The 23,835-nt window shown below is 69.3% G+C and carries 29 protein-coding genes; 18 read left to right on the plus strand and 11 right to left on the minus strand.

Annotated elements, in window-relative coordinates:
• Positions 1-103: 103 nt before the first annotated feature.
• The 3 genes from pstS to DMC61_RS00125 all read right to left on the minus strand — a co-directional run bounded on the left by pstS (position 104) and on the right by DMC61_RS00125 (position 3,160).
• Positions 104-1,228 (minus strand): phosphate ABC transporter substrate-binding protein PstS, encoded by a 1,125-nt coding sequence (pstS, locus tag DMC61_RS00115; protein ID WP_125685857.1) that lies wholly within the window; start codon positions 1,226-1,228, stop codon positions 104-106.
• 229 nt (positions 1,229-1,457) lie between these two features.
• Positions 1,458-2,333 (minus strand): mycothiol synthase, encoded by an 876-nt coding sequence (mshD, locus tag DMC61_RS00120; RefSeq protein WP_125685859.1) that lies wholly within the window; start codon positions 2,331-2,333, stop codon positions 1,458-1,460.
• Positions 2,334-2,395: 62 nt separating this feature from the next.
• On the minus strand, positions 2,396-3,160 hold the full coding sequence (locus DMC61_RS00125; RefSeq protein WP_016338005.1) for a response regulator transcription factor: 765 nt from the start codon (positions 3,158-3,160) through the stop codon (positions 2,396-2,398).
• Positions 3,161-3,304: 144 nt separating this feature from the next.
• Between DMC61_RS00125 and DMC61_RS00130 the strand changes: the two genes are divergently transcribed.
• From DMC61_RS00130 to DMC61_RS00175, 10 genes are all read left to right on the plus strand, one after another.
• Positions 3,305-4,198, plus strand: coding sequence for a DUF2993 domain-containing protein (locus tag DMC61_RS00130; RefSeq protein WP_125685861.1), 894 nt, complete (start codon positions 3,305-3,307; stop codon positions 4,196-4,198).
• A 7-nt stretch (positions 4,199-4,205) separates the two neighbouring features.
• Positions 4,206-4,646, plus strand: coding sequence for a thioredoxin family protein (locus DMC61_RS00135; protein WP_125685863.1), 441 nt, complete (start codon positions 4,206-4,208; stop codon positions 4,644-4,646).
• Between the two features lie 194 nt (positions 4,647-4,840).
• Positions 4,841-5,275, plus strand: a complete 435-nt coding sequence (locus DMC61_RS00140; RefSeq protein ID WP_063272594.1) for a DUF4395 domain-containing protein — start codon at positions 4,841-4,843, stop codon at positions 5,273-5,275.
• A gap of 21 nt (positions 5,276-5,296) precedes the next feature.
• Entirely contained in the window at positions 5,297-6,133 is an 837-nt protein-coding gene (locus tag DMC61_RS00145) for a sulfurtransferase (RefSeq protein WP_125685865.1), read from the plus strand.
• The gene (locus tag DMC61_RS00150) at positions 6,133-6,441 is read left to right on the plus strand and encodes a DUF1416 domain-containing protein (RefSeq protein ID WP_034312617.1); all 309 of its coding nucleotides are present in this window, start codon (positions 6,133-6,135) and stop codon (positions 6,439-6,441) included. Before DMC61_RS00145 ends, DMC61_RS00150 begins: the two co-directional genes overlap by 1 nt.
• A 285-nt stretch (positions 6,442-6,726) precedes the next feature.
• Entirely contained in the window at positions 6,727-7,359 is a 633-nt protein-coding gene (locus DMC61_RS00155) for an FABP family protein (RefSeq protein ID WP_016338012.1), read from the plus strand.
• Positions 7,360-7,369: 10 nt separating this feature from the next.
• A complete protein-coding gene (gene pxpB, locus DMC61_RS00160) occupies positions 7,370-7,981 on the plus strand; it encodes a 5-oxoprolinase subunit PxpB (protein ID WP_125685867.1) in 612 nt (203 codons plus the stop codon).
• Positions 7,978-8,850: a biotin-dependent carboxyltransferase family protein gene (locus DMC61_RS00165; RefSeq protein ID WP_125685869.1), complete on the plus strand. Its 873-nt coding sequence runs from the start codon at positions 7,978-7,980 to the stop codon at positions 8,848-8,850. The genes pxpB and DMC61_RS00165 overlap by 4 nt, the downstream gene beginning before the upstream one ends.
• Positions 8,838-9,290: a hypothetical protein gene (locus DMC61_RS00170; RefSeq protein WP_125685871.1), complete on the plus strand. Its 453-nt coding sequence runs from the start codon at positions 8,838-8,840 to the stop codon at positions 9,288-9,290. Before DMC61_RS00165 ends, DMC61_RS00170 begins: the two co-directional genes overlap by 13 nt.
• Entirely contained in the window at positions 9,290-9,721 is a 432-nt protein-coding gene (locus DMC61_RS00175) for a TFIIB-type zinc ribbon-containing protein (protein ID WP_125685873.1), read from the plus strand. The genes DMC61_RS00170 and DMC61_RS00175 overlap by 1 nt, the downstream gene beginning before the upstream one ends.
• Here the strand turns inward: DMC61_RS00175 and DMC61_RS00180 are convergent.
• Positions 9,714-10,568 carry an aminodeoxychorismate lyase gene (locus DMC61_RS00180; protein ID WP_125685875.1) on the minus strand — a complete coding sequence of 285 codons (855 nt, stop codon included), beginning with the start codon at positions 10,566-10,568 and terminating at the stop codon, positions 9,714-9,716. The genes DMC61_RS00175 and DMC61_RS00180 overlap by 8 nt on opposite strands.
• A 30-nt stretch (positions 10,569-10,598) precedes the next feature.
• Between DMC61_RS00180 and DMC61_RS00185 the strand changes: the two genes are divergently transcribed.
• The 3 genes from DMC61_RS00185 to DMC61_RS00195 all read left to right on the plus strand — a co-directional run bounded on the left by DMC61_RS00185 (position 10,599) and on the right by DMC61_RS00195 (position 13,681).
• The gene (locus DMC61_RS00185; protein ID WP_125685877.1) at positions 10,599-11,726 is read left to right on the plus strand and encodes a folate-binding protein YgfZ; all 1,128 of its coding nucleotides are present in this window, start codon (positions 10,599-10,601) and stop codon (positions 11,724-11,726) included.
• A gap of 447 nt (positions 11,727-12,173) precedes the next feature.
• Positions 12,174-12,737, plus strand: a complete 564-nt coding sequence (locus DMC61_RS00190; RefSeq protein WP_016338019.1) for a hypothetical protein — start codon at positions 12,174-12,176, stop codon at positions 12,735-12,737.
• Positions 12,734-13,681: an asparaginase gene (locus DMC61_RS00195; protein WP_125685879.1), complete on the plus strand. Its 948-nt coding sequence runs from the start codon at positions 12,734-12,736 to the stop codon at positions 13,679-13,681. The genes DMC61_RS00190 and DMC61_RS00195 overlap by 4 nt, the downstream gene beginning before the upstream one ends.
• Here the strand turns inward: DMC61_RS00195 and DMC61_RS00200 are convergent.
• A complete protein-coding gene (locus tag DMC61_RS00200) occupies positions 13,678-14,577 on the minus strand; it encodes a hypothetical protein (RefSeq protein WP_125685881.1) in 900 nt (299 codons plus the stop codon). The two genes, DMC61_RS00195 and DMC61_RS00200, sit on opposite strands and share 4 nt — an antisense overlap.
• Positions 14,578-14,784: 207 nt before the next feature.
• On the opposite strand from DMC61_RS00200, the gene DMC61_RS00205 reads away from it, so the two are divergent.
• From DMC61_RS00205 to DMC61_RS00225, 5 genes are all read left to right on the plus strand, one after another.
• Positions 14,785-14,970, plus strand: coding sequence for a DUF3073 domain-containing protein (locus DMC61_RS00205; RefSeq protein ID WP_016338022.1), 186 nt, complete (start codon positions 14,785-14,787; stop codon positions 14,968-14,970).
• Positions 14,971-15,058: 88 nt separating this feature from the next.
• A complete protein-coding gene (locus DMC61_RS00210) occupies positions 15,059-15,919 on the plus strand; it encodes a 3-hydroxybutyryl-CoA dehydrogenase (protein WP_016338023.1) in 861 nt (286 codons plus the stop codon).
• Between the two features lie 84 nt (positions 15,920-16,003).
• Positions 16,004-16,903, plus strand: coding sequence for a Gfo/Idh/MocA family protein (locus DMC61_RS00215; protein WP_125685883.1), 900 nt, complete (start codon positions 16,004-16,006; stop codon positions 16,901-16,903).
• Between the two features lie 222 nt (positions 16,904-17,125).
• Entirely contained in the window at positions 17,126-17,779 is a 654-nt protein-coding gene (locus tag DMC61_RS00220) for a VanZ family protein (protein WP_125685885.1), read from the plus strand.
• Positions 17,780-17,956: 177 nt separating this feature from the next.
• A complete protein-coding gene (locus DMC61_RS00225; protein WP_125685887.1) occupies positions 17,957-18,715 on the plus strand; it encodes a GNAT family N-acetyltransferase in 759 nt (252 codons plus the stop codon).
• Here DMC61_RS00225 and arfB read toward each other — a convergent pair.
• The 6 genes from arfB to DMC61_RS00255 form a co-directional block, all read right to left on the minus strand.
• Positions 18,704-19,135, minus strand: a complete 432-nt coding sequence (arfB, locus tag DMC61_RS00230; protein ID WP_016338029.1) for an alternative ribosome rescue aminoacyl-tRNA hydrolase ArfB — start codon at positions 19,133-19,135, stop codon at positions 18,704-18,706. The two genes, DMC61_RS00225 and arfB, sit on opposite strands and share 12 nt — an antisense overlap.
• Before the next feature lie 35 nt (positions 19,136-19,170).
• Positions 19,171-20,241: a phosphoribosylformylglycinamidine cyclo-ligase gene (gene purM / locus DMC61_RS00235; RefSeq protein WP_038524798.1), complete on the minus strand. Its 1,071-nt coding sequence runs from the start codon at positions 20,239-20,241 to the stop codon at positions 19,171-19,173.
• Positions 20,242-20,271: 30 nt separating this feature from the next.
• Positions 20,272-21,810 carry an amidophosphoribosyltransferase gene (gene purF, locus DMC61_RS00240; RefSeq protein ID WP_007032554.1) on the minus strand — a complete coding sequence of 513 codons (1,539 nt, stop codon included), beginning with the start codon at positions 21,808-21,810 and terminating at the stop codon, positions 20,272-20,274.
• Positions 21,811-22,014: 204 nt separating this feature from the next.
• Positions 22,015-22,416 carry a hypothetical protein gene (locus DMC61_RS00245; RefSeq protein WP_016338030.1) on the minus strand — a complete coding sequence of 134 codons (402 nt, stop codon included), beginning with the start codon at positions 22,414-22,416 and terminating at the stop codon, positions 22,015-22,017.
• Positions 22,400-22,639 carry a DUF397 domain-containing protein gene (locus DMC61_RS00250; protein WP_005152616.1) on the minus strand — a complete coding sequence of 80 codons (240 nt, stop codon included), beginning with the start codon at positions 22,637-22,639 and terminating at the stop codon, positions 22,400-22,402. The genes DMC61_RS00245 and DMC61_RS00250 overlap by 17 nt, the downstream gene beginning before the upstream one ends.
• A 284-nt stretch (positions 22,640-22,923) precedes the next feature.
• Complete coding sequence (locus tag DMC61_RS00255) at positions 22,924-23,802, minus strand: helix-turn-helix transcriptional regulator (RefSeq protein ID WP_125685889.1); 879 nt, start codon at positions 23,800-23,802, stop codon at positions 22,924-22,926.
• Between the last annotated feature and the right edge of the window lie 33 nt (positions 23,803-23,835).

The raw sequence follows: 23,835 nt of genomic DNA on the forward strand, positions 1-23,835 counted from the left end.
ACGCCCACCGGGGTCGCCGGTGGGCGTTCTGGGCGAAGACGAATCGCTCATCGACTACTTCTGTCCAGCCTGTTTACTGATCAACCTAGAGGTCGTCGACAGGTCAGGCGATGGCCTTGACGGCGGTCAGGACCTTGTCCTGCAGGCTCTGCGGGATCGGCACGTAGCCCTTCTCCGACAGCGGCTTCTGACCGTCGGTGGCGGCGACGTTCAGGAACGCCTTGACAGCCTTGCCGACCTCGGCGTCCGCGTACTTCGAGCAGACGATCTCGTAGGTGGCGAGGATGACCGGGTAGGCGCCGGGCACGTTGCTGGAGTAGATCGAGTCCAGGTCGAGGGCCAGGTCGTTCGTGCCCTCCTTCTTGAACTTCGCCGCGTCGAGGGACTTGGCGACGTTCGCCGCGTTGAGCTCGACACCGCCGGAGCCGCTGTCGATGAGGGCGGTGCTGATGCCGTCCTTGGCGAACGCGGACTCGACGTAGGTGATGGCGCCGTCGGCGGACTTCACGGCGTTGGCGACACCGTTGGACTTCTCCGCGCCGTTGCCGACACCGCCGTTGAACTTCTTGCCGTCACCCTGGGTCCAGGCGCCCTTGGACGCGACCTTCAGGTACTTCTGGAAGTTGTCGGTGGTGCCCGACTCGTCGGTGCGCGAGATGACCTGGATGGCCTTGTCCGGCAGGTTGAGGCTCTCGTTGCCCTTGACCGCCTTGATGGCCGGGTCGTTCCACTTGGTGATGCCACCGTTGAAGATCTTGGCGGTGACCTCGGGGGTCAGGGTCAGCTTGTCGACCCCGGCGAGCTTGTACGCGACGGCGACCGGGCCGACGACGAGCGGGAGGTTCCACGCGTCGGAGGCGCACCGGGCCTTGGCCTTCTCGGCCTCTTCGTCCTTGAGCGGCGAGTCCGAACCGGCGAAGTCGACCTGGTTCGCGTTGAACTGCTTGATGCCGGCGCCCGAACCGCTGGGGTTGTAGTTCACCTTCTGGCCGGAGCACTTGGCGGCGTAAGCCTGCACGAAGATGTCGATCGCGTTCTTCTGCGCGGACGAGCCCTCGGCCGAAAGCGGGCTCTTGCCGCCGCATTCGACGTTGGCCGCGCCACTCGGAGCGGCGGCGGCACCCGTGCTGCCGGGCTTGGTCGCCGCCGGGTCGGATCCACAGGCGCCGAGCACGAGGGCGGCGGTGGCCACGATGCCGATCGCGCCCGCGGGCCGCATGATCTTCACTGCATTTCCTCCACTGGGAGACTTTCGCCGGATCGGTGGAACGGGAGCGTTCCTTCCGGACCCGGACATTAAGCACCGACAGTGGACAGGCGGCCGTCTAAGGGTGAACGGCAAGTGAACAAGGCGGCCGATGTGAGCAGCGCGACTACTCCGAAAGGGACCCGTGTCCCGCCCGTGACCTGCGCGTCTGCTCTCCGTGACCGGTCAAGTGCCGCCCGTGTGAACGCGGTTACCGTGCGTATTGAACGTCTACCTCGTATCGGGTGAAGCCGAGCTTCGAATACACGGCGAGTGCGGGCGCGTTGTCACCTTCGACGTACAGGATCACTTGCCCCAGCCCGCGATCACGGAGATACCTCAGCCCGGCCAGTGTGAGGGCCTTGCCGAGGCCGCCGCCCTGCGCGTCCGGGTCGATGCCGACGACGTAGACCTCGCCGGCGGGCTCGCCGCCGAACCGGCCGGGGACCGCCTCGTGCACCTTCGTCCAGTGGAAGCCGATGACCTCGCCGTTCTCCTCCGCGAGGAAGAAGCCCTCGGGGTCGAACCAGGCGTCCTTCTCGGTCGACCGGACCTCGTCGGCGGTCAGCGCGCCCTGCTCGGGGTGCCAGTCGAAGGCGCGGGCGTTGATCCGCACCATCGCCTCCTCGTCCTGGCCGGGGACGAACGTGCGCAGCGTGACCCCTTCGCGCGTCACGGGTTCCGGCCAGTCCGCGGTTTCGACGTCGGCGTGGAGGATCAGCAGTTCGCGGGCGCGCTCGAACCCTTCGGTCCCGGCGAGGTGGACGGCGGCGGGGTGGTCGCCGTGCGCCCAGACACGCAGCGGCTTTCCCGCGGTCTCTTCGACGAGTGCCCTGGTGAGCGCCCTGCCGTGGCCGGAGCGGCGGTGCGCGGGATGGACGAACAGTTCGGCGACCTGGTTACCGTGCGAGTCGCCTTCGGTGTCCAGGTGCGCGTACGCGACCAGCACACCGTCGACGTGACCGAGGAGGTGCCGCCCACCGTCGAACCCGGAGTCCTCCGGACGGCCGTCCTCCTCGCGCACGGCGAGGAGGAAGTCGTGGATCTCTTCCGTGTCCGGTTCACCGGTCCAAGCCAGATCGAGCATGAAATCGACCCTACCCGGGAACCCGCTCTCCGCCTGGACGTCTTGTCAGACAGGAAGGGGACTCAGTGCGAAGAAAACTCGCTCGGCTCGTAGACGCTCGAGTCCGGGGCGACGGCCGGTTTGGCCGCGGCGGTGTTGGCGGTGTTTCCCTTGGAGGGCCGCTCGAACTTGTAGCCGACGTTGCGCACGGTCCCGATCATCTGCTCGTGCTCCGGCCCCAGCTTCGCGCGCAGGCGCCGGACGTGGACGTCGACCGTGCGCGTGCCGCCGAAGAAGTCGTAACCCCAGACCTCCTGCAGCAGCTGCGCGCGGGTGAAGACCCGGCCGGCGTGCTGCGCGAGGTACTTGAGGAGCTCGAACTCCTTGTAGGTGAGTTCGAGAGTGCGCTTGCGCAGCTTCGCGGTGTAGGTCGCTTCGTCGATGACGAGGTCGCCGACGCGGAGTTCGGCGTCGACCTGCGCGGCGCTGCCGTCGCGGGTGGTGACCAGCCGCAGCCGGGCGTCGACCTCGGCGGGACCGGCCGTCGGGAGGAGGATGTCGTCGGTGCGCCATTCCGCGCTGACCGCGACCAGCCCGCCTTCGCCGACGACGGCGATGACCGGCGTGGAGGTCTCGTCCTCACCCGCGCCCTTGAGCAGACGGCAGAGGCTCTTCGCGGAGGCGAGATCGGTGCGCGCGTCGAGGACGATGACGTCGCGGTGGCCGGCGTCGAGCAGCGCGGTCACTTCCGGAGCACGGACGCGTACGGTGTGGGGCAGCAGATCCAGGGCGGGCAACACCGTGGTGGCATCTGCTTCCGCGGTCAGTACCAGAAGGTCCAGGCTCATCGCCGCACCGCCTTCGGATCGTGGCCGCCTCGAACGTGGCGACCGCCGGTGCTTAGTGAGAATAGCGGGTGAACGGCCGGGGACCTACCCCGTGCTGGATCGATCACACCTGGCCAAAGAGGTTGACGAAGGAGATTCGACGCAATGGTGAGCAGGCCCGTGGCGCAGGACGACCGACCCTCTCCCGGGCGGTCCGCCAAGCGAGGAAAGCGCCGTGGCCGGGGCTGGCTCATCGCCCTCGCGGTACTGGTGGTGCTGCTGGTCGGCGCCGATTTCGGGGCCGCGGCGTACGCCGAGCACACGATCTCCCAGAAGGCCCGCGAGCAGCTGAGCCTGGCCAACGATCCGGCGGTCACGGTGCACGGTTTCCCGTTCCTGACCCAGGCCCTTTCCGGTGACTACAGTCACATCACCATCAACGCCCAGGGCGTGGCCGTTCCGCCGAAGCTGCGTGACGTGGACTTCAACGCCGACATGAGCGACGTCACGGCGCCGCTCTCGGACCTGACGTCCGGCAACACGAAGTCGATCGTCATCGGCACGCTCAAGGGCGAGGTGACGATCAAGGCCGCGGACATCGCGCGGCAGGCGCCGCTGGACAAGATCGAGAACCTCCGGATCGAACCGGTCACCGAGGACTACGTCCGCAACGGCGACAGCGGCCAGGGCGAGACGAAACCGACGGCGACCAACGAGAACGGCGAGCCGGTGGACACCGCCAGCGCCGGGATCCGGGTGTCGGGCAACGTCCAGATCGCCGGGCAGAAGGTGGAGATCTTCTGCTTCGCGATGATCGAACTCGACGGGCAGAAGATCCGGCTCGAGCCGAAGCGGCTGCAGTTCGGGAATGACAAGGAGACCACCGTCGTTCCCCAAGCCGTGCAGGACGCACTGCTGCCGAACTTCAACGCGACCATCGACACCGGCACGATGCCGTTCTCGGTGACGCCGACGTCGGTGCGCGTGAACAGCGGCTCGGTGACCATCAAGGGCGAAGGCAAGAACGTCGCCTTCAGCGGAGCGAAGCCTCAGGGGTGATTTGCGGATGACCGGGGTGTGGGTGCTGCTGGGCGTCTTGGTGCTCGGCGGGGTCGCGGGCGCGCTGCTGCGGGCGCGCAACGGCCGGATCCGCGCGGCCAAGCCCGGCGCGCCCACCCTGCCCGGTCGCGTCTCGGGTGCCCTCGCGCCCGAAGGCGTCACCCTGGTCCAGATCTCCACGACGTTCTGCGCGCCGTGCCGCCACACCCGCGCGATCCTCTCGGCGCTCGCGGACAAGACCGACGGCCTCACGCACGTCGATCTGGACGTCACCGAAACCCCCGAAGTCGCCCAGGCACTTTCGATATTGCGGACCCCGACGACGCTGGCCTTGACGCCGGACGGCCGGGAGGTCTTCCGCGTCGGCGGCGTTCCCCGAGGTCAGGAGCTTCTCGAAGCCCTGGAGCCCCATCTCGTCCCGGATTCCGGGAAGCGTCCCAAGGTGTGAACACGGTTCCCAACCTGAGGGAGCTCTGCGTACCCTCGTGCCCGTGAACAGGCTGCCCCGAACCTTGCTGACCCAGCGCCGCGCAGTGGATCTGTGCCGCGTTCGCAGCAGCCTGTGTCCCGGCGTTCGCTGAACCTCGCCTGCGCGTGCCCGTCCGGCACGCGGCTCCTTCCCTCTCGTTCGCAGGAGGAACCATGTCCGCAGGACCGGCCGTCGACCCCCGTGGTCCGCGTTTCGCCGCCATCCTGACGACGATCGTGCTCGCGGTCGTGCTCATCACCCAGTGGTGGCCACTGCTCGCGGCGCAGGCGGTGGTGTTCGCGATCGGTGCCTTCATCGGGCTGAAGCCGGCGCCGTACTCCCTGATCTATCGCTACCTCGTCGCGCCGCGGCTGGGCCCGGCGACCGAACGCGAAGACGCCGCCCCGCTGCGGTTCGCGCAGGCCGTCGGGTTCGTGTTCGCGGTCGTCGGCACCGTCGGTTTCGCCACCGGCCTGACCGCGCTCGGCTTCGTCGCCACGGCGTTCGCGCTGTTCGCGGCGTTCCTCAACGCGGCGTTCAACTTCTGTCTCGGTTGCGAGATGTACCTGCTCATCAAGCGTTTCAGCCCCAGCCCTCGCGCGTCCTAACCCAGAAAGAGAGTCAGCTCCATGAGCCGTGAAGACGTCCTGGTCACCACCCAGTGGGCCGAGGAGAACCTGGACACCCCGGGTGTCGTGTTCATCGAGGTCGACGAGGACACGACCGCGTACGACAACGGACACATCCGCGGGGCGGTGAAGTTCGACTGGCGCAAGGACCTGCAGGACGGGGTCCGTCGCGACTTCGTCGACAAGGAGGGCTTCGAGAAGCTGCTGTCCGAGAAGGGCATCTCGAACGACGACCGCGTGATCCTCTACGGCGGCAACAACAACTGGTTCGCCGCGTACGCGTACTGGTACTTCAAGCTCTACGGCCACGAGAAGGTGCAGCTGCTCGACGGCGGCCGCAAGAAGTGGGAGCTCGACGGCCGCGAGCTGAACGCGGACGAGGTCAAGCGTGAGGCCACCACGTACCAGGCCAAGGAGCAGGACCTGTCGATCCGCGCGTTCCGCGACGAGGTCGTCGCCGAGATCGGCAAGAGCAACTACGTCGACGTGCGCTCGCCCGACGAGTTCTCCGGCAAGCTGCTCGCCCCGGCGCACCTGCCGCAGGAGCAGTCGCAGGTCCCGGGTCACATCCCCGGCGCGCTGAACGTCCCGTGGGCGAAGGTCGCGAACGAGGACGGCACCTTCAAGACCGAGGAAGAGATCAAGGAGCTGTACTCCGACGAGGGCCTCGACGAGTCGAAGGCCACCATCGCGTACTGCCGGATCGGTGAGCGTTCGTCCATCGCGTGGTTCGCGCTGCACGAGCTCCTCGGCTACGACCAGGTGAAGAACTACGACGGTTCGTGGACGGAATACGGCTCGCTCGTCGGCGTGCCGGTCGAGTTGGGAGCTAAGTGATGGCAGACGACAGCTGCGGCGCCCCGGCCCAGGAGGCCACGCCCGCCGATTACGACACCCGCGGCCAGGTCGTGCTGGCCGGCAAGGTGACCGGCTCGGAGGGTCCCGTCGGCGGCGCCTTCGTGCGGTTGCTGGACGGCGGCGGCGACTTCACCGGCGAGGTGGTCTCGTCGGCCGACGGCGACTTCCGCTTCTACGCGGCCCCCGGTGACTGGACGGTGCGCGCGCTGCACCGCTCCGGCAACGGCGAAGCCTCCGTCACCGCGCAGGGACCCGGCGTGCACCAGCTCGCCATCTCCGTCGCCTGACGTTTTCGCGCGTGAAGGCCCCCTTTCCTCGTCCATCCATGCCCCCGCCACCGCCCTCAACGGACGCGCTGGCGCGCGGCAGGACTGGATCCAACCGAGGGAAGGGGGCCTTCACGCGCGTGTGGGCACTGCCACGCGACCTCGGCAGGCCTGTCCGGGCAGGTAGCGACTAAAGTGCGTGGCGTGGAGATCCTGTTTACGACCCTGCTGGTGCTCGCCGGCGTCGCGACCACCTGGTTCGCCGTGTACGTCGTCTACCGGCTTTACGCGGACCAGCGCTGACCGATGACGGCTAGTGGCGACGAGGCCATCCAGGCCGCGGAAAAGCGCGCGGAGACCACGCGCGACCGGAACCTGCCTCCGTACGGCACCTTCCCTGACATGCCCATCCCGGGCGACACGGCGAACCTGCGCGAGGGTCCGAACCTCAACGACGCCTGCCTGGCGCTGCTGCCGCTCGTCGGCGTGTGGCGCGGCGAGGGCGAGGTCGACTACCCGACCATCGAGGGCCCGTACCGGTTCGGCATGCAGCTGACCATCGCGCACGACGGCCGCCCGTTCCTCACCCACGAGGCGCGTGCCTGGCTGCTCGACGAGGACGGCAAGGTCATCCGCCCCGCCGCGCGCGAATCCGGGTTCTGGCGCCCGCAGGCCGACGACACGATCGAGCTGCTGCTGACGCACAACACCGGCATCGTGGAGCTCTTCTACGGCAAGCCGCGCGGCAAGGCCTCGGTCCCGGCCTGGGAGCTGGGCACCGACGCGGTCGTCCGCACTTCGACGGCCAAGGACGTCACGGCCTCGCAGCGGCTGTACGGCATCGTCAACGGCGAACTCGGCTACGTCGAGGAGCGCGCCATGATGGGCCAGGAACTGCAGCCGCACACGTCGGCGCTGCTGCGTCGCGTGGTGGGCTGACGTTCTTCCGATGCGGTGGCGTGCCTACGGCGAGCACGCCGCCCTGCTCGACTGCGCTTCCCTGGCCGAGTCGATGGCGGCGCACGCGGCGGTCTCGGCCGCGCGCCCGGACGGCATCACCGAACTCGTTCCCGGCGCCCGCAGCCTGCTCGTGGTGGAAACCCCCGGCTCCGGCGCGCTCGCGGCCGTCCGTGAGCTGCTGGCGGACGCCGACCTCGACCATCCCCCGGAAGGCGAATCCCGCGAGATCACCCTCGACGTGACCTACGACGGCGAGGATCTCGAACTCGTCGCGCAGGACGCCGGAGTGTCCACAGAGGACGTCGTCCGGCTGCACACCGGCGCCGTCTACACCGTGGCCTTCACCGGGTTCGCGCCCGGATTCGGTTACCTGACCGGGCTTCCCGAGCCGCTCCGGCAACCGCGGCTGTCCGCTCCGCGTACTCGCGTGCCGGCGGGTTCGGTCGGTATCGCGGGCGAGTTCACCGGCGTGTACCCGCGCGTCTCGCCCGGCGGCTGGCGGCTGATCGGCCACACCCGGACCGTCCTGTTCGATCCCCGCGCCGACCGGCCGGCGTTGCTGTCGCCCGGCGACCGCGTGCGCTTCCGGAGTGCCGGATGAGGGCCCTCGAAGTGGTCGAGACCGGCCCGCTCGCGCTGATCCAAGACCTCGGCAGGCCCGGCTACGCGCATCTCGGCGTGCCTCCGTCGGGCGCGCTCGACGTCCCGGCGCTGAAACTGGCCAACCGGCTCGTCGGCAACGCCGAGGACGCGGCCGGCGTGGAGTGCCTGTTCGGCGGGCTGCGGCTGCGCGCGACGACGTCCTGCACGGTCGCGGTGACCGGCCCTTCCGTCGCCGTCGAGGTGGACGGGCGTCCCGTCGGCTCGCACGCTCCGGTGTGGCTGGCGGCGGGGCAGGTGGTGGCGATCGGTGCGCCCGCCACCGGGTTACGGTGCTATCTGGCGGTTTCCGGTGGCATCACGGTCGACGCGGAACTCGGCAGCCGGTCGCGGGACGTCCTTTCGGAAATCGGCTCCGCGCCGCTGGAGAAGGGCGACGTCCTGCCGCTCGGCACACCGCGCGTATCCGGCGGTGCCGACGTCGTGCTGCCCACGACGGCACCCGCGGAACTGATCGTGCGCGTGGACCCGGGCCCGCGGGCGCACTGGTTCGAGGATCTGGCGGCGGGGCTCGCGAAGACCTGGACGGTGACGGCGGAATCGAACCGCGTCGGGCTCCGGCTCGACGGACCCGCGTTGACTCGCGGCGACGAATACGCGGAGCGGGAGTTGCCGAGCGAAGGCCTGTTGACCGGCTCCGTGCAGGTTCCGCCGAACGGGTTGCCGGTGGTGTTCTTGGCGGATCATCCGACTACCGGTGGTTATCCGGTGGCGGCCGTGGTGAGACAGGCGTCACTCCCGGCCCTCGCGCAGGCCAGACCCGGAACCCTTCTCCGCTTTCACTCGTCCACGAGGGTGTGGAACAGGTAAAGGTCGACGGTGGCACGGGTGTCATCGACACGAACAGCGCAAACTGGTTCTCAGCGGGAAAGAGTGCTTCGAACCGGGTCCCAACCCAACCGGAACTCCCGCAGTCGCTGCGGATCGCCCTGGCCACCGGCCAGATACGGCGCCCGCTCGGCGACACGCTCCGCCCGCTTCTCGAACTCTTCGCCGACGGCGAATACCAGGTCACCGGACCCGAACGGCTGGCCGAGGACCGCTACCTGACCCCGAGCGCCGACTGGCCGCCCGCCGACGTGTCCCGGGTCGGCTACTACCGGACCGCGATCAAGAGCGGGCACCGGCCGGTCGCGGTCGTGCTCGAGACCGCCGACGCGGCGGTGATCCTCGACGGGCACCACAAGATCGCGGCTTACCGTGAGGAAGAGATCCTTCCGCACCTGCTGATCATCAGCCCGCTCGCCTGATGGACGGCCCGCGGTTCCGTGATCCCCAGACCCGGATCGGCAATCTGGCGGACGAGCCGATCCTCGTCGTCTGCCCGCGCTGCTCGCGTCGTGCCACGGTCACCCCCGAACGACTGACCTGCACCGGCTGCGCCCTGGTGCGCGTTCGTTCCGCCCCCAACTACAGCGTGTGGAACGGTCCGGTCGACCCGTTCTTCCGCGAACCTCTGTGGCTGCGCGCCGACTGCTGCGGCGGGCACACCCTGTGGGCGTTCCACGAACGTCACCTCGACCTGCTCGAACGGTTCATCGCGGCGAAGCTGCGGGAACGGGGGCTCGGGGACGATCCCGGCCTGACCTTGGTCGCGCGGCTGCCCGCGTGGATTACCGCGGCGAAGCACCGGGACGAGGTCCTCCGGACCATCGCCAAGCTGCGCGCGACGCTCAGCTGATCGCGTACTCGCTCTCGTACGCGGCAGCCAGCTCGGCGTGGATCGCGCTGGAGTCGGTGAGCGCGACGCCGTCGAGCGTGTGCACCCGGGTCAGCTTGCGGACCGACGAGGCGAGGAACAGCCCTTCGCCCTCGGTGAGGTCCGAGACGTTGAGCGGTTCGACCTTGACCGACCAGCCCGCGCGCTCGGCGCCGCGGAACAGCGCCGCCTGCGTCGTCCCCGGCAGGATGCCGATGATCGCCGGCGGCGTGTAAAGCGTCTTCTCCTTCGCGAGGACGACCGTCGAAGTCGGCCCTTCGAAGACCGTGCCGTCGGCGGCGGTGAAAATCACATCGCTCGCGCCGCGGCGGCCCGCCTCCCGCAACGCCGCCATGTTGACGCCGTACGAAATCGACTTCGCGCCCAGCAGCAGCCACGGCGCGCGCTCGGCGAGGTCGGGCTCGATACCGCGCTCGAGGGTGATCGCCGCGACGCCTTCGACGCGGGCCCGCTGGACCTTCTCGTCGATCTCCACGCCGAGCGCGAACCCGAACGGCTTCGCCTCCGGATCGCCGTCGATTCCCCTGGTGTACACCAGTTTCAGCGCGATCTCGGCCGGGCCGGACCAGTTGTCGATGACGACCTGCGCGGCGCGCTCCCAGGCGGCGAGGTCCGGCTCCGGCAGGTCGAGCATGGCCGCGGAACGGGCCAGCCGCTCGAGGTGCGGGCGCAGCTCGCGGGGCCGTCCGTCGACGACGAGGATCGTCTCGAACACGCCGTCGCCGCGAAGCAGTCCCAGATCGTCCACCCGCAGGTGGGCGGCTTCGGGGTCGGCCAGGGTCCCGTCGAGGAAGGCAAGCACGCGCATGGGGACACGGTACTCACTAGCATGGGTTTCATGCCCTACCGCTCCCCCTTGCTCGACCTTCCCGGACCGATCGCGGCACCCGACGGGCATCCGGAGGAAGGTGTCCCGTGGCACTGGGGTGACCCCTTCGCCGAGCAACGGACGGCGGCGCGCGGCGCGGTCGTGATCGACCGGTCGCACCGCGAGATCCTGGCCGTGACCGGGGAAGAACGGTTGTCCTGGTTGCATTTGGTGATCTCGCAGCACGTCACCGGGCTCGCCGAGGGCACCGGCACCGAGGCGCTCGTGCTGGACAGCCAAGGCCGCGTCGACACGCACATGGTCGTCGCGCACGCGGACGGCACGGTGTGGCTGGACAGCGACCGGGGCGCGGTCGCCACCAGCGCGTTGCCGTCCGGCGGCAAGCAGACACTGCGCGACTACCTCGAAGCGATGAAGTTCTGGTCCAAAGTGGACATCCGCGATGTGTCGGACGAGCTGGCGCTGCTGACCGTCCTCGGCCCGGACGCGGACCGCGTTCTGGACTCAGTGGGCGTCTCCGTGGGCTCGGACCCGTACTCGGTCGTGGCGATCCCCGGCGGTTTCGCGCGGCGGATGCCGTGGCCGGGGCGGCACAGCGTCGACCTCGCCGTGCCCCGCGCCGAACTGGCCGACTGGTGGCGGCGCCTGACCGACGCGGGCGCGCGACCGGCGGGCAGCTGGACCTTCGACGCGCTGCGGGTCGAATCGCTGCGGCCGCGGCTGGGCGTCGACACCGACGAACGCACGATCCCGCACGAGGTGAACTGGGTCGACTCCGCCGCGCACGTGGCGAAGGGCTGCTATCGCGGGCAGGAGACCGTCGCGAAGGTCCACAACGTCGGGCGGCCGCCGCGGTACATGGCGCTGCTGCACCTGGACGGTTCGCCGGAGATCACGCCGGAGACCGGCGATCCGGTGGTGCTGGGCGAGCGGACGGTGGGGCGCGTCGGCAGCGTGGTGCAGCACCACGAACTGGGCCCGATCGCGCTGGCGCTGGTCAAACGCTCGACTCAGCCGGGCGCGGAGCTGCTGGTGGGCGCCGAGGACCGCGTCGTGCAGGCGACCATTGACCCGGACTCGGTTCCGGGTGAGGCTCCGGCCCCCGGACGGGAAGCGGCTCAGCGACTGCGGGGCTGAACGGGTTTTCTGGCTGTCCGTGAAGGCCCCCTTGAGGGACCCTGGGTCCCTCAAGGAGGCCTTCACTGCCTGCGGCCGCGCCCCTTTCGCCTCACTATTCCCAGCGGCCGCGCGTAAAGGTCCCCTTCGCTCAAGACCAAGTACATGAAGGCCCCCTTCCTTGCGCTAGACGCAAGGAAGGGGGCCTTCATGTACTTCCACCTCGCCCCGCGGCCATCCACAAGTTGTCCACAACTCTGCCCACCTGTGGACAACTCCGCCGACCAGCACTTTTCCCCGGCCACCCCCGGTAGACTGGACCAGGGGCCGCCCCCGGGACGGGTGGGGGGCGGGCTCTGGAAGGGACCGAAAGAGCAGCCGCCCGGCGGAGGGGCTCGGGAGAGGCGGAGATCCTTGTGGTATCGCTCCCTGCGGAACATTTCCGCTGGAGCGCGATAAGCTACGCGCGTGATCGAAGTCCGGCCCGGTGGTCGCCGTCGTATCGACCGCGTGCTCGGCCCTGGGTATCTCAGCGACCTCGGCGAGCTGACCCTCTCCGTGCTGCGCGAGCGCCGTGACGAGGCCGCGCAGGAGGAGACCGACCTGTCGTACCTGCGGCGCCTGCTCCACGCGCGCATCGACATCGTGCGGGCCGAGCAGGAGCGCCGGAGTTCCGGCGGCGAGAGCAGCGTCGTCGAGCGCCTGGCCGCGATCCTGGCGGACAACGCCATCGGCCCGGCCACGGGTTCGGGCAGGCATCAGCGGCTGGAGCCGTCTCGCGCGGGCGAGCACCGGCGGTTCGCCGAGGCCCTCATCGGCGACACGGACCTTTCCGACGTCAGCACGCTCTCGGACGAGAAGCTGGTCAACGCCCTCAACCGGTACGCCGACGAAGAGGTCTCCGTCTCTTCGTACCGCCGCGAGGTGCAGGGCGTGATGGACACGATCAACGCCGAGATCGCGACCCGCTACCGCCAGGGCACGGCGTCGGTCGACGACCTGCTCGACACCGAACGCGGCGGGTCCGAGTGACGAATCCGGTCCTGGTCGAGGTCGTCCGATCCGGTTTCGTGGAGAGCGTGCACCGCGGCGCCCTCGTGATCACCGCCCCGGACGGCTCGGTGCGCTTCTCCGCGGGCGACATCGAGCGGCCGGTGTACCCGCGCTCGTCCAACAAACCCCTGCAGGCCGTCGGGATGCTCCGCGCCGGCCTCACGATCGGCGACGAGGAACTCGCGCTGGGTTGCGGCTCGCACAACGGCGAACCCGGCCACGTCGAAGGCGCCCTGGCGATGCTTTCCCGCGCCGGGCTCACCGAGGACGCGCTGGCCTGCCCGCCCGCCTTCCCACTGCACGAGCCGAGCATGCTCGCCGTCGCGTCGACGGGGAAACGCCGGGCCGCGATGAACTGCTCCGGCAAGCACGCCGCGATGCTCACGACCTGCGCCCAGCTCGGCTGGCCGACCGGCGACTACACGGCAGAGATCCACCCGCTGCAGAAGATCGTCCAAGCCACCGTCGCCGATCTCACCAGCGAGACGATCGAGACGGTCGGCGTCGACGGCTGCGGCGCCCCGCTGTTCGCGTTCTCCCTCACCGGCCTCGCCCGCTCCTTCGGCAGGCTGGTCACCGCCATGGGCGGACCGGAACGCCGGGTCGCGGACGCCGTCCGCGCGCATCCGTGGCAGGTCGCGGGCACCGGCCGCGAGGACACCGTGCTGATGCGGACCATCGACGGTCTGCTCTCGAAGGGCGGAGCCGAGGGAGTGCACGCGTTCGCGCTCCCCGACGGCACGGCGCTGGCTCTGAAGATCGACGACGGCGCGGCCCGTGCCCGGCTCCCGCTGCTGCTCGCGACCCTGCGCCACCTCGGCATCGACCCGGGCGACGAAGCAGTGGACCTCGCGCGTAACGCGGTGCTCGGCGGCGGGAAACCGGTCGGCGAACTGAAGGTCACCGCCGGCCTCTTCGGCTAGTTCGCGCGTTCCCGCGCGGCGAGGTCGCCCCAGAAGTCCCGCAGGTCGGCGAACAGTTCCGCCAGCTCGTCGACGTTGCCGGTGCGGAGCGCGTCGAGGATGTCGTGCACCTCTTCGGCGGTCGTGTCGGACTGCAGGATCGAGTCGGCGAAGAGCTGCACGAGACCGCCGTAGTCGAGTTCGACCGCGGATCCGGGGTGGAAGCTGTCGAGCCAGCGTCGCGTCTCGAGCAGCACCCGGCCGGGCCCCGAGTCGCCGAAGGTCGCTTCGAGCAGGTCCCCGACCTCGCGGGCGCGATGCCGCGCGTCGGCGATGGAGACCCGCCACGACACCTCGCGCTCCGGGTCGTCGCGTCCCTTGCCTAGTTTGACCCGGCGCATCCCGGGGTCGAACAGGACGAACCACGGAAGCGGAACGGTCCACGTCGTCGAGAGCGTGTGCGAGGCCGAGGCGGACAAGTCGCCGATCGCGGACTTCGCCCGCGAGCGGATCATGTCCAGCGACGCGCCGCCCGCGTCGAGCACCGCGTTCTTCAGCGCCGGATGCGCGTCGCCGAGGAAGGTCACCAACGCCGCGGCCGAGCGGGCGCGGATCTCCATCGGGCAGATCAGCGGCCCCGGACCGGCGTCGCCGTGCTCACCCTCCGGCACGTCTTCGGGGTCGAGGACGAGAACGTCGGTGACGAGACTGGGGGCGGCCCTGCCGTCCGCGAGTTCGGCGGGCAGCAACCGGCCGACATGCTGTGACTTGAGCCACAATGCCTGCTCGCGCTCGCCCGCGGCCGAACGATCGAGCCGGGCCGCTTCGACGGCCTCGAGCAGGCGTTCGTCCGGAGGATCCCCCAGCGCGAGCAGGGGCTCATAGACGCGGAGATAAGCCGCGAACGGACGGGGCACACGAGCATCGTGGCACGCCGACCTGCGACTATCGCCACCGACCGGCCGGTAACCGGCGTTCGGGGAACACTGTCGCCACCGGCACACCGTGCCACGTCGCATCCAACCCCCCGGACACGGTACGGTGTCAGCAGGAAAGAATTGTCGAGACGATGCGGGGCCGCCGATTCCCCCGGCCGCCCCGCCCCTGTGCGAGGGGGTCGAGCCATGGGGCGCGGCCGGGCTAAGGCCAAGCAGACGAAGGTGGCGCGCGAGCTCAAGTACAGCTCGCACGAAACCGACTTCGATGCTTTGCAGCGCGAGCTGTCCAGTAGTTCCTCGGAAGACAGGCACGAGGACGACAAGCGGTACGACGAAGACCCGTACGACGGGTACGACGAATACCGCCGCTGAGCAACGCGTGACACGCGAGGGTGGATCCGGGCTTGCCCCGGTGATCACCCTCGCGTGTCGCGTGCTGCCCAAAATATGAGGAGGTGCCATGTCTGACGTAGCGCGAGTAGGTGTCGTCGGGGCCGGGCTCATGGGCTCGGGCATCGCCGAGGTGCACGCACGGGCCGGGCTGGACGTGATCGTCACCGAGGTGAACCAGCCGGCGCTGGACTCCGGGCGGGCGCGGATCGAGAAGTCGCTGCAACGCGGCGTCAAGAACGGGAAGCTCTCGCAGGAAGACGCCGACGCCGCGCTCGGACGACTCCGCTTCACCACCGAGATCGGCGAATTCGCCGATCGCGACCTCGTCATCGAGGCCATCCTGGAGCAGGAGCAGGCCAAGGTCGAGGTGTTCCGGTCGCTGGACAAGATCGTCGAGCGCGAGGACGCCGTGTTCGCGTCCAACACCTCCTCGATCCCGATCATGAAGCTCGGCATGGCCACCGGCCGCCCGCAGCAGGTGATCGGCATCCACTTCTTCAACCCGGTCCCGGTGCTGCCGCTCGTCGAGCTGGTGCCCTCGCTGCTGACCAGCGACGACACCGCCCGCCGTGCCGAGGAGCACGCGACGACGGCGTTGAGCAAGACCGTGATCCGGTCGCAGGACCGCGCCGGGTTCATCGTGAACTCGCTGCTCGTGCCGTACCTGCTTTCCGCGATCCGGATGATCGAGTCGGGCTTCGCGTCCGCGGAGGACATCGACCGCGGCATGGAGCTCGGCACCGCGCACCCGATGGGCCCGCTGCGGCTGTCGGACCTGATCGGCCTGGACACCATCAAGGCGATCGCGGACTCGATGTACGCCGAGTTCAAGGAGCCGCTGTACTCCTCGCCGCCGCTGCTGCTGCGCATGGTCGACGCCGGCCTGCTCGGCAAGAAGACCGGCCGCGGCTTCTACAGCTACTCCTGACCCGAGCTTTTCCTCCGCGTTTAGTCCTCTGAATGCGGTTCACCGCATTCAGAGGACTAAACGCGGGGCCCTAGACTCGGGGGCGTGGGACAGGGACAGCTGCGCGCGGGTCTGGTCGGTGCCGGTCCGTGGGCGAAGACGGTGCACGCACCAGGTCTCGCCGATCACCCCGGGATGACGTTGCGCGCGGTCTGGGCCAGGCGTCCCGAAGCCGCGAAGGAGCTGGCCGAGGCGCATGGCGCCCAGGCCGTCGACAGCTTCGACGAGCTGCTCGACCAGGTGGACGCGGTCGCGTTCGCCGTGCCGCCCGCCGTTCAGGCGGAGCTGGCGGTCCGGGCGGCGGAAGCGGGCAAGCATCTGATCCTGGAGAAGCCGATCGCCGCGGATCTCGACGGCGCGCGGCGGCTCGCGGACGCGGTCGAGGCCGCGGGCGTCGCGGCTCTCGTGGTCCTGATCTTGCGTTTCTCGCCGATGACCCGCGAGTGGCTCGACGGCATCAAGGAAGCGGGCGGCTGGCGGGGTGGCGGGGCCCGATGGCTTTCGGGCGCGTTGCTCGGCGGCCAGTACCAGTCCTCGGCGTGGCGGCACGACTCCGGCGCGCTCGCCGACATCGGCCCGCACGCCCTCGATCTGCTGGACGCCGCGCTCGGCGAGATCACCGAAGTGCTCGCGGCGAACCGGACCGATGACGATCTGTGGCAATTGCTGTTAGCCCACGAGGGTGGCGCGACCAGTACGGCGACCCTGTCGCTGCGGCTGCCGATCCAGCCGACGGTCGTCGAGGTCGCCGTCTACGGCGAGCACGGGTACCGCACGCTCGGCCGGAAGCCGGGCTCGGCGGGCGAGTCGTACACCGCGCTCCTGGACGATTTCGCCGCGATGGCCGCGAGCGGGACGACCTCGCACCCGTGTGACGTGCGTCGCGGCCTGCACCTCCAAAAGCTGCTCGAACACGCGCGGGAGCTCGCCGGACACGGCAAGTAGTACACAGGTCACCCACAAGGCTTTTCCTTACGGGATAAGGCCTTCTTCCGGTTGGTTCGCGGCCGTCCACAGGTTTGTCCACAGGTTCCTTTGTGGACGGTGCCGAGCATGGGAAAACCTTTTCCGCCACCGGAAAAGATCACCTCTTAGTGCGGCCACTCCGCCATGCCGAGTCGATCTTGTGATGCGAAGGTGATCTTGGGCGCTCCGGAAAGGAAGGCCATGGGTGAGCTGCTCCGCGCTTTCGGTGTGATGATCCCGTTGACGATCACCGCGGTTCCGTACGCACTGCTCGGGTGGCCGTTGCTCGCGGCGCATCGACGCCGGCGAAGACAGGCCGACCTCTTCTCCGCGTCGGCGACGGCCGCCGTCGACATGACGCTCGTACTGACCTGCTTCCTGGTGTTGTGCCTGGTCACGATGCCGGTGGCCGGCGTGCAGGGCGGCAGGCTGAACCTCGAACCCGGCACCGACCTGCGCCTCGCCCTGAACGACAGCGCCAATCTCTGGCAGGCGCTGGGCAACGTCCTCATGCTGAGCCCGCTCGGCGCCCTGCTCCCGATGCGGTTCCGCCGCCTGCGCTCCCTCGGCCGGATCGCGCTGGGCGCGCTGGCCGTCTCGGTGCTGGTGGAGGGAACGCAGTATCTGATCCAGGCAGGCCGGGTGACCTCGGCGGACGACATCCTGCTGAACACCCTGGGCGCCGTGGCGGGCGCCGCGATGAGCAAACGGCTGTGGCACCGCCTGGACGTCCGGCCGCCGGTGGCGATCCCGGCGCAGGTCCGGAGGGTGTGCGAAGCCCCGGTCCGGCTCCGGGTCCCGAGGTCGGTCTGGGACGAGCGGTACTCGGGCATCGCGCATCCGCAGCGGAGGTAAATCGGTTGACCGTCGTGCGAAAGTGATCGCGAAAGCCCTACGCACCAAGAAAGAGGGATGCCTCATGCCTGACGCCTTCGGTGGCGTCGGCACGAGCTAGCCGGCGCACTCGCCAGCCCACCACGCACGCGGTTCCTCCCGTGCGTCTCTTTCTTCTGCCCGAAAGGCTTTCCACCAGTGCTTTCCGAGACGATCCGTGCTCTGCAGTCCTACATCCGCCTCACCGCGGCGAAATTCCGCGAAACCGAGCGGATCGGGCCGTTCCTGGCCACGTACTACCCCGAATCCAGCAGCCCCTTCCTCAACTACGCGATCCCCGACGACGGCGCCGTCCCCACCGAGGACGACGTCGCCGCGCTCACCGGGGCGTTTCGCAAGCGCGGCCTCGCGCCGCGTCTGGAGTTCCTCACCGAAGCCGTCCCGGAGGCCGAAGCCGTGCTCGTCCGGTGCGGCTACACGCTGGAGCGGCGGGTTCCGCTGATGATCTGCGTTCCCGGGCAGGTCGTCGAACAGCCGAAACCGGCCGGGATCAGCCTGGTCACCCCGAAGACCGAGGGCGAACTCCGGCGGATGATCCGGGCGCAGAACCTGGCGTTCGGGGAGATCGATCCCGATGAACACCTCGACCCGTCGCCGGATCAGCTGAGCGGCGAGACCATCTCGGTGATGGCGGTCGGCGAGAACGGCGAGGCCGTCGGCGGCGGGGTCGCGACCGCGATCCTCGACGGCGCGACGGAGATCGCCGGGATCGGGGTGCTCGAGGAGTACCGGAGCCGCGGGATCGCCGCGGCGATGACGGAGTACCTGACGCGCGAGGCACACGCGCGCGGCGGCCGGTCGGTGTTCCTGACGCCGGGCGCCGGGCAGGCGGAACGCGTCTACGGCCGGGTCGGGTTCGAGACCGCTGCCGAGTGCGTGCACCTGTCAGTCGTCTGAGTAGCCGCCTCGGCGTGACTTCTTGACCTCGCCGCGGCGCTTCTTCGACGCCAGGCGGCGTTCCTTCGAACCCCGTGAGGGTTTGGTGGGACGCCGCTTGGCAGCCGGGGGCGCCGAAGCGTCCGTCAGGAGCATCACCAGCCGAGCCCGCGCGGCTTCCCGGTTCATCAGCTGGGAGCGATGCTCGGACGCGGCGATCGTGACGACGCCGTCGACCAGGCGCGACGAAAGCCGGTCCAGCATCCGGGCCCGGAGATGCTCCGGGACGGACGCCGAACCGGCCACGTCGAAGGACAGTTCGACCCGCGAGTCCGTGGTGTTCACGCCCTGCCCACCCGGGCCCGAGGACCGGGAGAACCGTTCGCTCAATTCGGCACCCGGGATCACGAACCGGGTACCGATCACCACGTCATCAGCCACGGACCCAGTGTGTCACCCGGGCCCAAGCCGTTAAATCAGAAGCGAGGGTGGTCACCTGAGAGCACGGCGCGCGGACCGTCCGGGTCTTCCGCGGGCTGCACGTCGCCGAGGATCCAGGCCGGCACGTGCCGCGCGGTCAGCATCGCGAGCGCGCGGTCGACGTCGTCGGCGCCGACGATCGCGACCATGCCGACGCCCATGTTGAACGTCTTCTCCAGTTCGGCGCGCTCGACCTTGCCGCGGTGGCCGATCAGCGCGAACACCGGCGCCGGGGTCCAGGTGCCGCGTTCGAGCCGCGCGACCAGGCCGCGCGGCATGACGCGGGCGAGGTTCTGCTCCAGACCGCCGCCGGTGACGTGCGCGAACGTGCGGACGTCGGCCTCGGCCGCCAGCGCGAGGCAATCCTTCGCGTAGATCCTGGTCGGCTCCAGCATCTCCTCGCCCAGCGAGCGGCCGAACTCCTCGACGTGCCCGTCGAGCGGCATCCGCGCGATGTCCAGCAGCACGTGCCGGGCCAGCGAGTAGCCGTTGGAGTGCAGGCCGGACGAGCCGAGCGCGAGGACGACGTCGCCGGGGCGGACCCGCTCCGGGCCGAGCACGTTCGACGCCTCGACGACACCGATGCCGGTGCCCGAGAGGTCGTAGTCGTGCTCGCCCATCAGGCCGGGGTGCTCCGCGGTCTCGCCGCCGAGCAGTGCGCAACCCGCCTGGACACAGCCCTCGGCGATCCCGCCGACCAGCGCCGCGATCTTCTCCGGCACGACCTTGCCGACGGCGATGTAGTCCTGCATGAACAGTGGCTCGGCGCCGGTGACGACCAGGTCGTCGACGACCATCGCGACCAGGTCGATGCCGACCGTGTCGTGCTTGTCGAGTGCCTGCGCGACGGCGATCTTGGTGCCGACCCCGTCGGTCGACGAGGCCAGCACCGGCTCTTTCCACTTGTCCAGCTTCAGGGAGAACAGCCCGGCGAAACCGCCGACGCCGCCCATCACCTCGGGCCTCGTGGCCCTCTCGGCGTGCGGTTTGAGCAGCTCGACGGCTTTGTCACCGGCGTCGATGCTGACGCCGGCGGCGGCGTACGTGGCGCTCGTGGACTCGCTCACGGAAGCGGACTCCAACTCTGGAAGAGAGGTCTAGGGACGCCGGATGGCGTCCTCAGCACCGTACCCGGCAGGGCTGACGGGCTTCGCCGCGCCATTCACCGAGTCCAGGCTCTCCAGCAGGTGCTTCCCGATCAGCGCGTCTTCGGGCAGCGCGATCGGGTACTCGCCGGAGAAGCACGCGGTGCACAACCGCGACTTCGGCTGCTCCGACGCCGCGACCAGCCCGTCCAGGGAGATGTAGCCCAGGGTGTCGGCGCCGATGGAGCGGCGGATGCCGTCGAGGTCGACGCCGTTGGCCACCAGCTCGGCCCGCGACGCGAAGTCGATGCCGTAGAAACACGGCCAGCGCACGGGCGGCGAGGCGATCCGGACGTGCACCTCGAGCGCGCCGGCCTCCCGCAGCATGCGGACCAGGGCGCGCTGGGTGTTGCCCCGGACGATGGAGTCGTCGACCACCACGAGCCGTTTGCCGCGGATGACGTCGCGCAGCGGGTTCAGCTTCAGCCGGATGCCCAGCTGGCGGATGGTCTGCGACGGCTGGATGAAGGTGCGGCCGACGTAGGCGTTCTTCACCAGGCCGGTGCCGTAGGGGATGCCGGAGCCCTGCGCGTAGCCGATGGCGGCCGGGGTGCCGGATTCGGGCACGGGCATGACCAGGTCGGCGTCGGCCGGGTGCTCGGCGGCGAGTTTGCGGCCGATCTCGACGCGGGTGGCGTGCACGCTGCGGCCGGCGATCGAGGTGTCGGGGCGCGCGAGGTACACGTACTCGAAGACACAGCCCTTGGGCTCGGGGTTCGCGAACCGCGAGGAGCGCAGGCCCTCGGCGTCGATCGCGATGAGCTCGCCGGGCTCGACCTCGCGGACGAACGACGCGCCGCAGATGTCCAGCGCGGCCGTCTCGCTGGCGACGACCCAGCCGCGTTCGAGCCTGCCGAGCACCAGCGGGTGCACGCCGTGCGGGTCGCGCGCGGCGTACAGGGTGGACTCGTCGGCGAAGACCAGGCAGAACGCGCCCTTGAGGGTGGGCAGCAGTTCCAGCGCGGCGGCTTCGATGCCCTTGTCGGCGGCGTTGGCCGCGAGCAGCCCGCACACCAGGTCCGAGTCGCTGGACGAACCGGTCAGCCCCGCGTGCGGCTTGAGCCCGGCCTCGACCGTGCGATCCCGCAGTTCCGCGGTGTTGACGAGGTTTCCGTTGTGCGCGAAGGACAATCCGCTGCCGGTCGCGGTGGTGCGGAAGATCGGCTGCGCGTTCTCCCAGATGGTCGCGCCGGTGGTCGAGTAGCGGCAGTGCCCGACGGCGATATGTCCCTGCAGCGACTGCAGGACCTGCTCGTCGAACACCTGGCTGACCAGGCCGAGATCCTTGAAGACGACGATCTGCGAACCGTCGGAGACCGAGATGCCGGCCGCTTCCTGGCCGCGGTGCTGAAGTGCGTAGAGCCCGTAGTAGGTCAGCTTCGCGACCTCTTCTCCGGGCGCCCAGACACCGAAGACACCGCATTCCTCGCGGGGTTCCGGATCGGGCTGGTCGGTCACGGGCTGTCCGGCGAGGGACGGGTCGGAAACCACCGAGGTGCTCCCAGGGAGAAAGAGGGCAGGCCGCCACCAGTGTAAACGGTGAGCAGGAGATCAACGCGCCGCACGAGGTGGCGCTGGACACGCTTCGACTGATGACCGTGAGTGACGAGCGGGTGTCAAGACCCGTCACTCACGACCCCCGACCAGCCGACCGCTCCCCCTCGACAGAGGCGGTCGACTGTGCTTAGGAGCTGACTAACCCGCGGCGAGCCATTTGGACGTGCCGCCGCGGCCGGGGACCCAGCAGCCCTTGGCCGCGGTCTCCGGAACGTAGAGCGAGCCGGGTGTGCGCTCGTCCGGGAGCGCGAGCAGTGCCGTCAGCACCGTCGCCGCGTCGCCGGTGTACCGCCACAACCAGACCTCGGGCTCGAGGATGTCCTCCTCGGTGCCGGGCATGCGGGTCGCGACGACGTCGTCCTCGGCGTTGAGCCGGACCACGTCGACCACGTTGTCGTGGACTCGCACGCCGACCACGGCCATGACCTCGCCGTTCGCGTCGCACGGGTGCACGAACTGGTACCCGCGGTGGATCAGTTCCTGCAGGCCGCTTTCGATGTCGGTGATTTCCGCGGTGATGGTGTCACCCGAGAACGTCATCGAATTCGCCGTCCTTGGCACCCGCGAGGAATGCGGCCATCTCGGCCTGGGTGTAGATCAGGGCCGGACCGGTCGGGAAGCGCGAGTTGCGCATCGCGATCTCTCCGGAAGCGAGCGGCGCCACCTCGACGCAGTTGCCGATCGCGTTGCTGTAGCTGGCTTTGCGCCACTGGGCGCCGGTAAGACGATCGGCCGGGATGCCGTTGTCGAACTGTTCAGCCATGGTCCCCACCTTCCCCGACAGAAGACTTCGGGCGATGCATCTGCATGTGCATTTGCCTGTGATCCCAAAGTTAGCACGTGTGACTGCAGCGGTAAATGCACGTGCAGAAGTTTTTGCAGAATTCGCGTGCAGTGATGACTTGGGCCCTCAGCCGTCCCACTAAAGGGTGACGCGCACCGTCTCCAACGGGTGAACAACTACGACTTGTCGTCGGAATTTCGGGTGCAGGCAAGAAAATCCCGGCCGGCCCCGGAACGGCGGCCAGCCCCACAACGGTGATCGGCTCAGATTTCGGCGCGGCGCTTCAACAGCATCTGGCGGCTGCGGTCCGGCGTCTCCGCGTCGACCGCGAGCATGTCCAGCGCCCGGCTGTACCGCTCGATCTCGTCGCGCTTGTCGATGTAGTGCGCGCCGGTCAGGTACTCGGTGTAGGCGATGTTCGGCAATTCCTCTTCCGCGAACCTGAGCAGCGAGAACGCGCTGTCCGCGGAGTAGCCGCTCCGGTCGAACGGGAGGACCTGCACCGAGATGTTCGGCTGCTGGATCATCTCCAGCAGGTGGTCGATCTGCGCCTTCAGCACCTCGCGGTCGCCGATCGGCCGGTGGAGCACCGACTCGTCGAGCACCAGCCACAACCGCGGCGCGTCCGGCCGCGACAGCATCTTCTGGCGCCGCATCCGCAGCGCGACCCGGCGGTCGATCTGCTCGTTGACCATGTCCTTGCGGCCGTGGCTCATGATCGCCCGCGCGTAGTCCTCGGTCTGCAGCAGACCCGTGACGTACAGCGGCTCCCACACCTGGATGCGGGCCGCGGCCTCTTCGAGCCCGACGAGGTCGTTGAACCAGCTCGGCATCAGGTCGCCGTAGCGGCGCCACCAGCCCGGCTCGTTCGACTCCTTGACCATGTCGAGGAACTGCTGCCGCTCGCCGGGATCGGTCATCCCGTACATGGTCAGCAGGTCGGCGACGTCGCGTTCCTTGAAGCCGACGCGGCCGAGCTCGAGACGGCTGATCTTCGACTCCGAGCCGCGGATGCTGTAGCCGGCCTCCTGGCGCGTGATGCCCGCGTCCTCACGCATCCGGCGGAGCTGAGAGCCGAGGATCATCCGGCGCGCGGTGGGACCCAGGGACTGCTCACCGCCAGGCGGGGTGACCGCGTTCATCGACCGGGGACCTTTCGCACGACGACACTCACA

The organism is Amycolatopsis sp. WAC 04169, assembly GCF_003947535.1.
GTDB classification, from domain to species: Bacteria; Actinomycetota; Actinomycetes; order Mycobacteriales; family Pseudonocardiaceae; genus Amycolatopsis; species Amycolatopsis keratiniphila.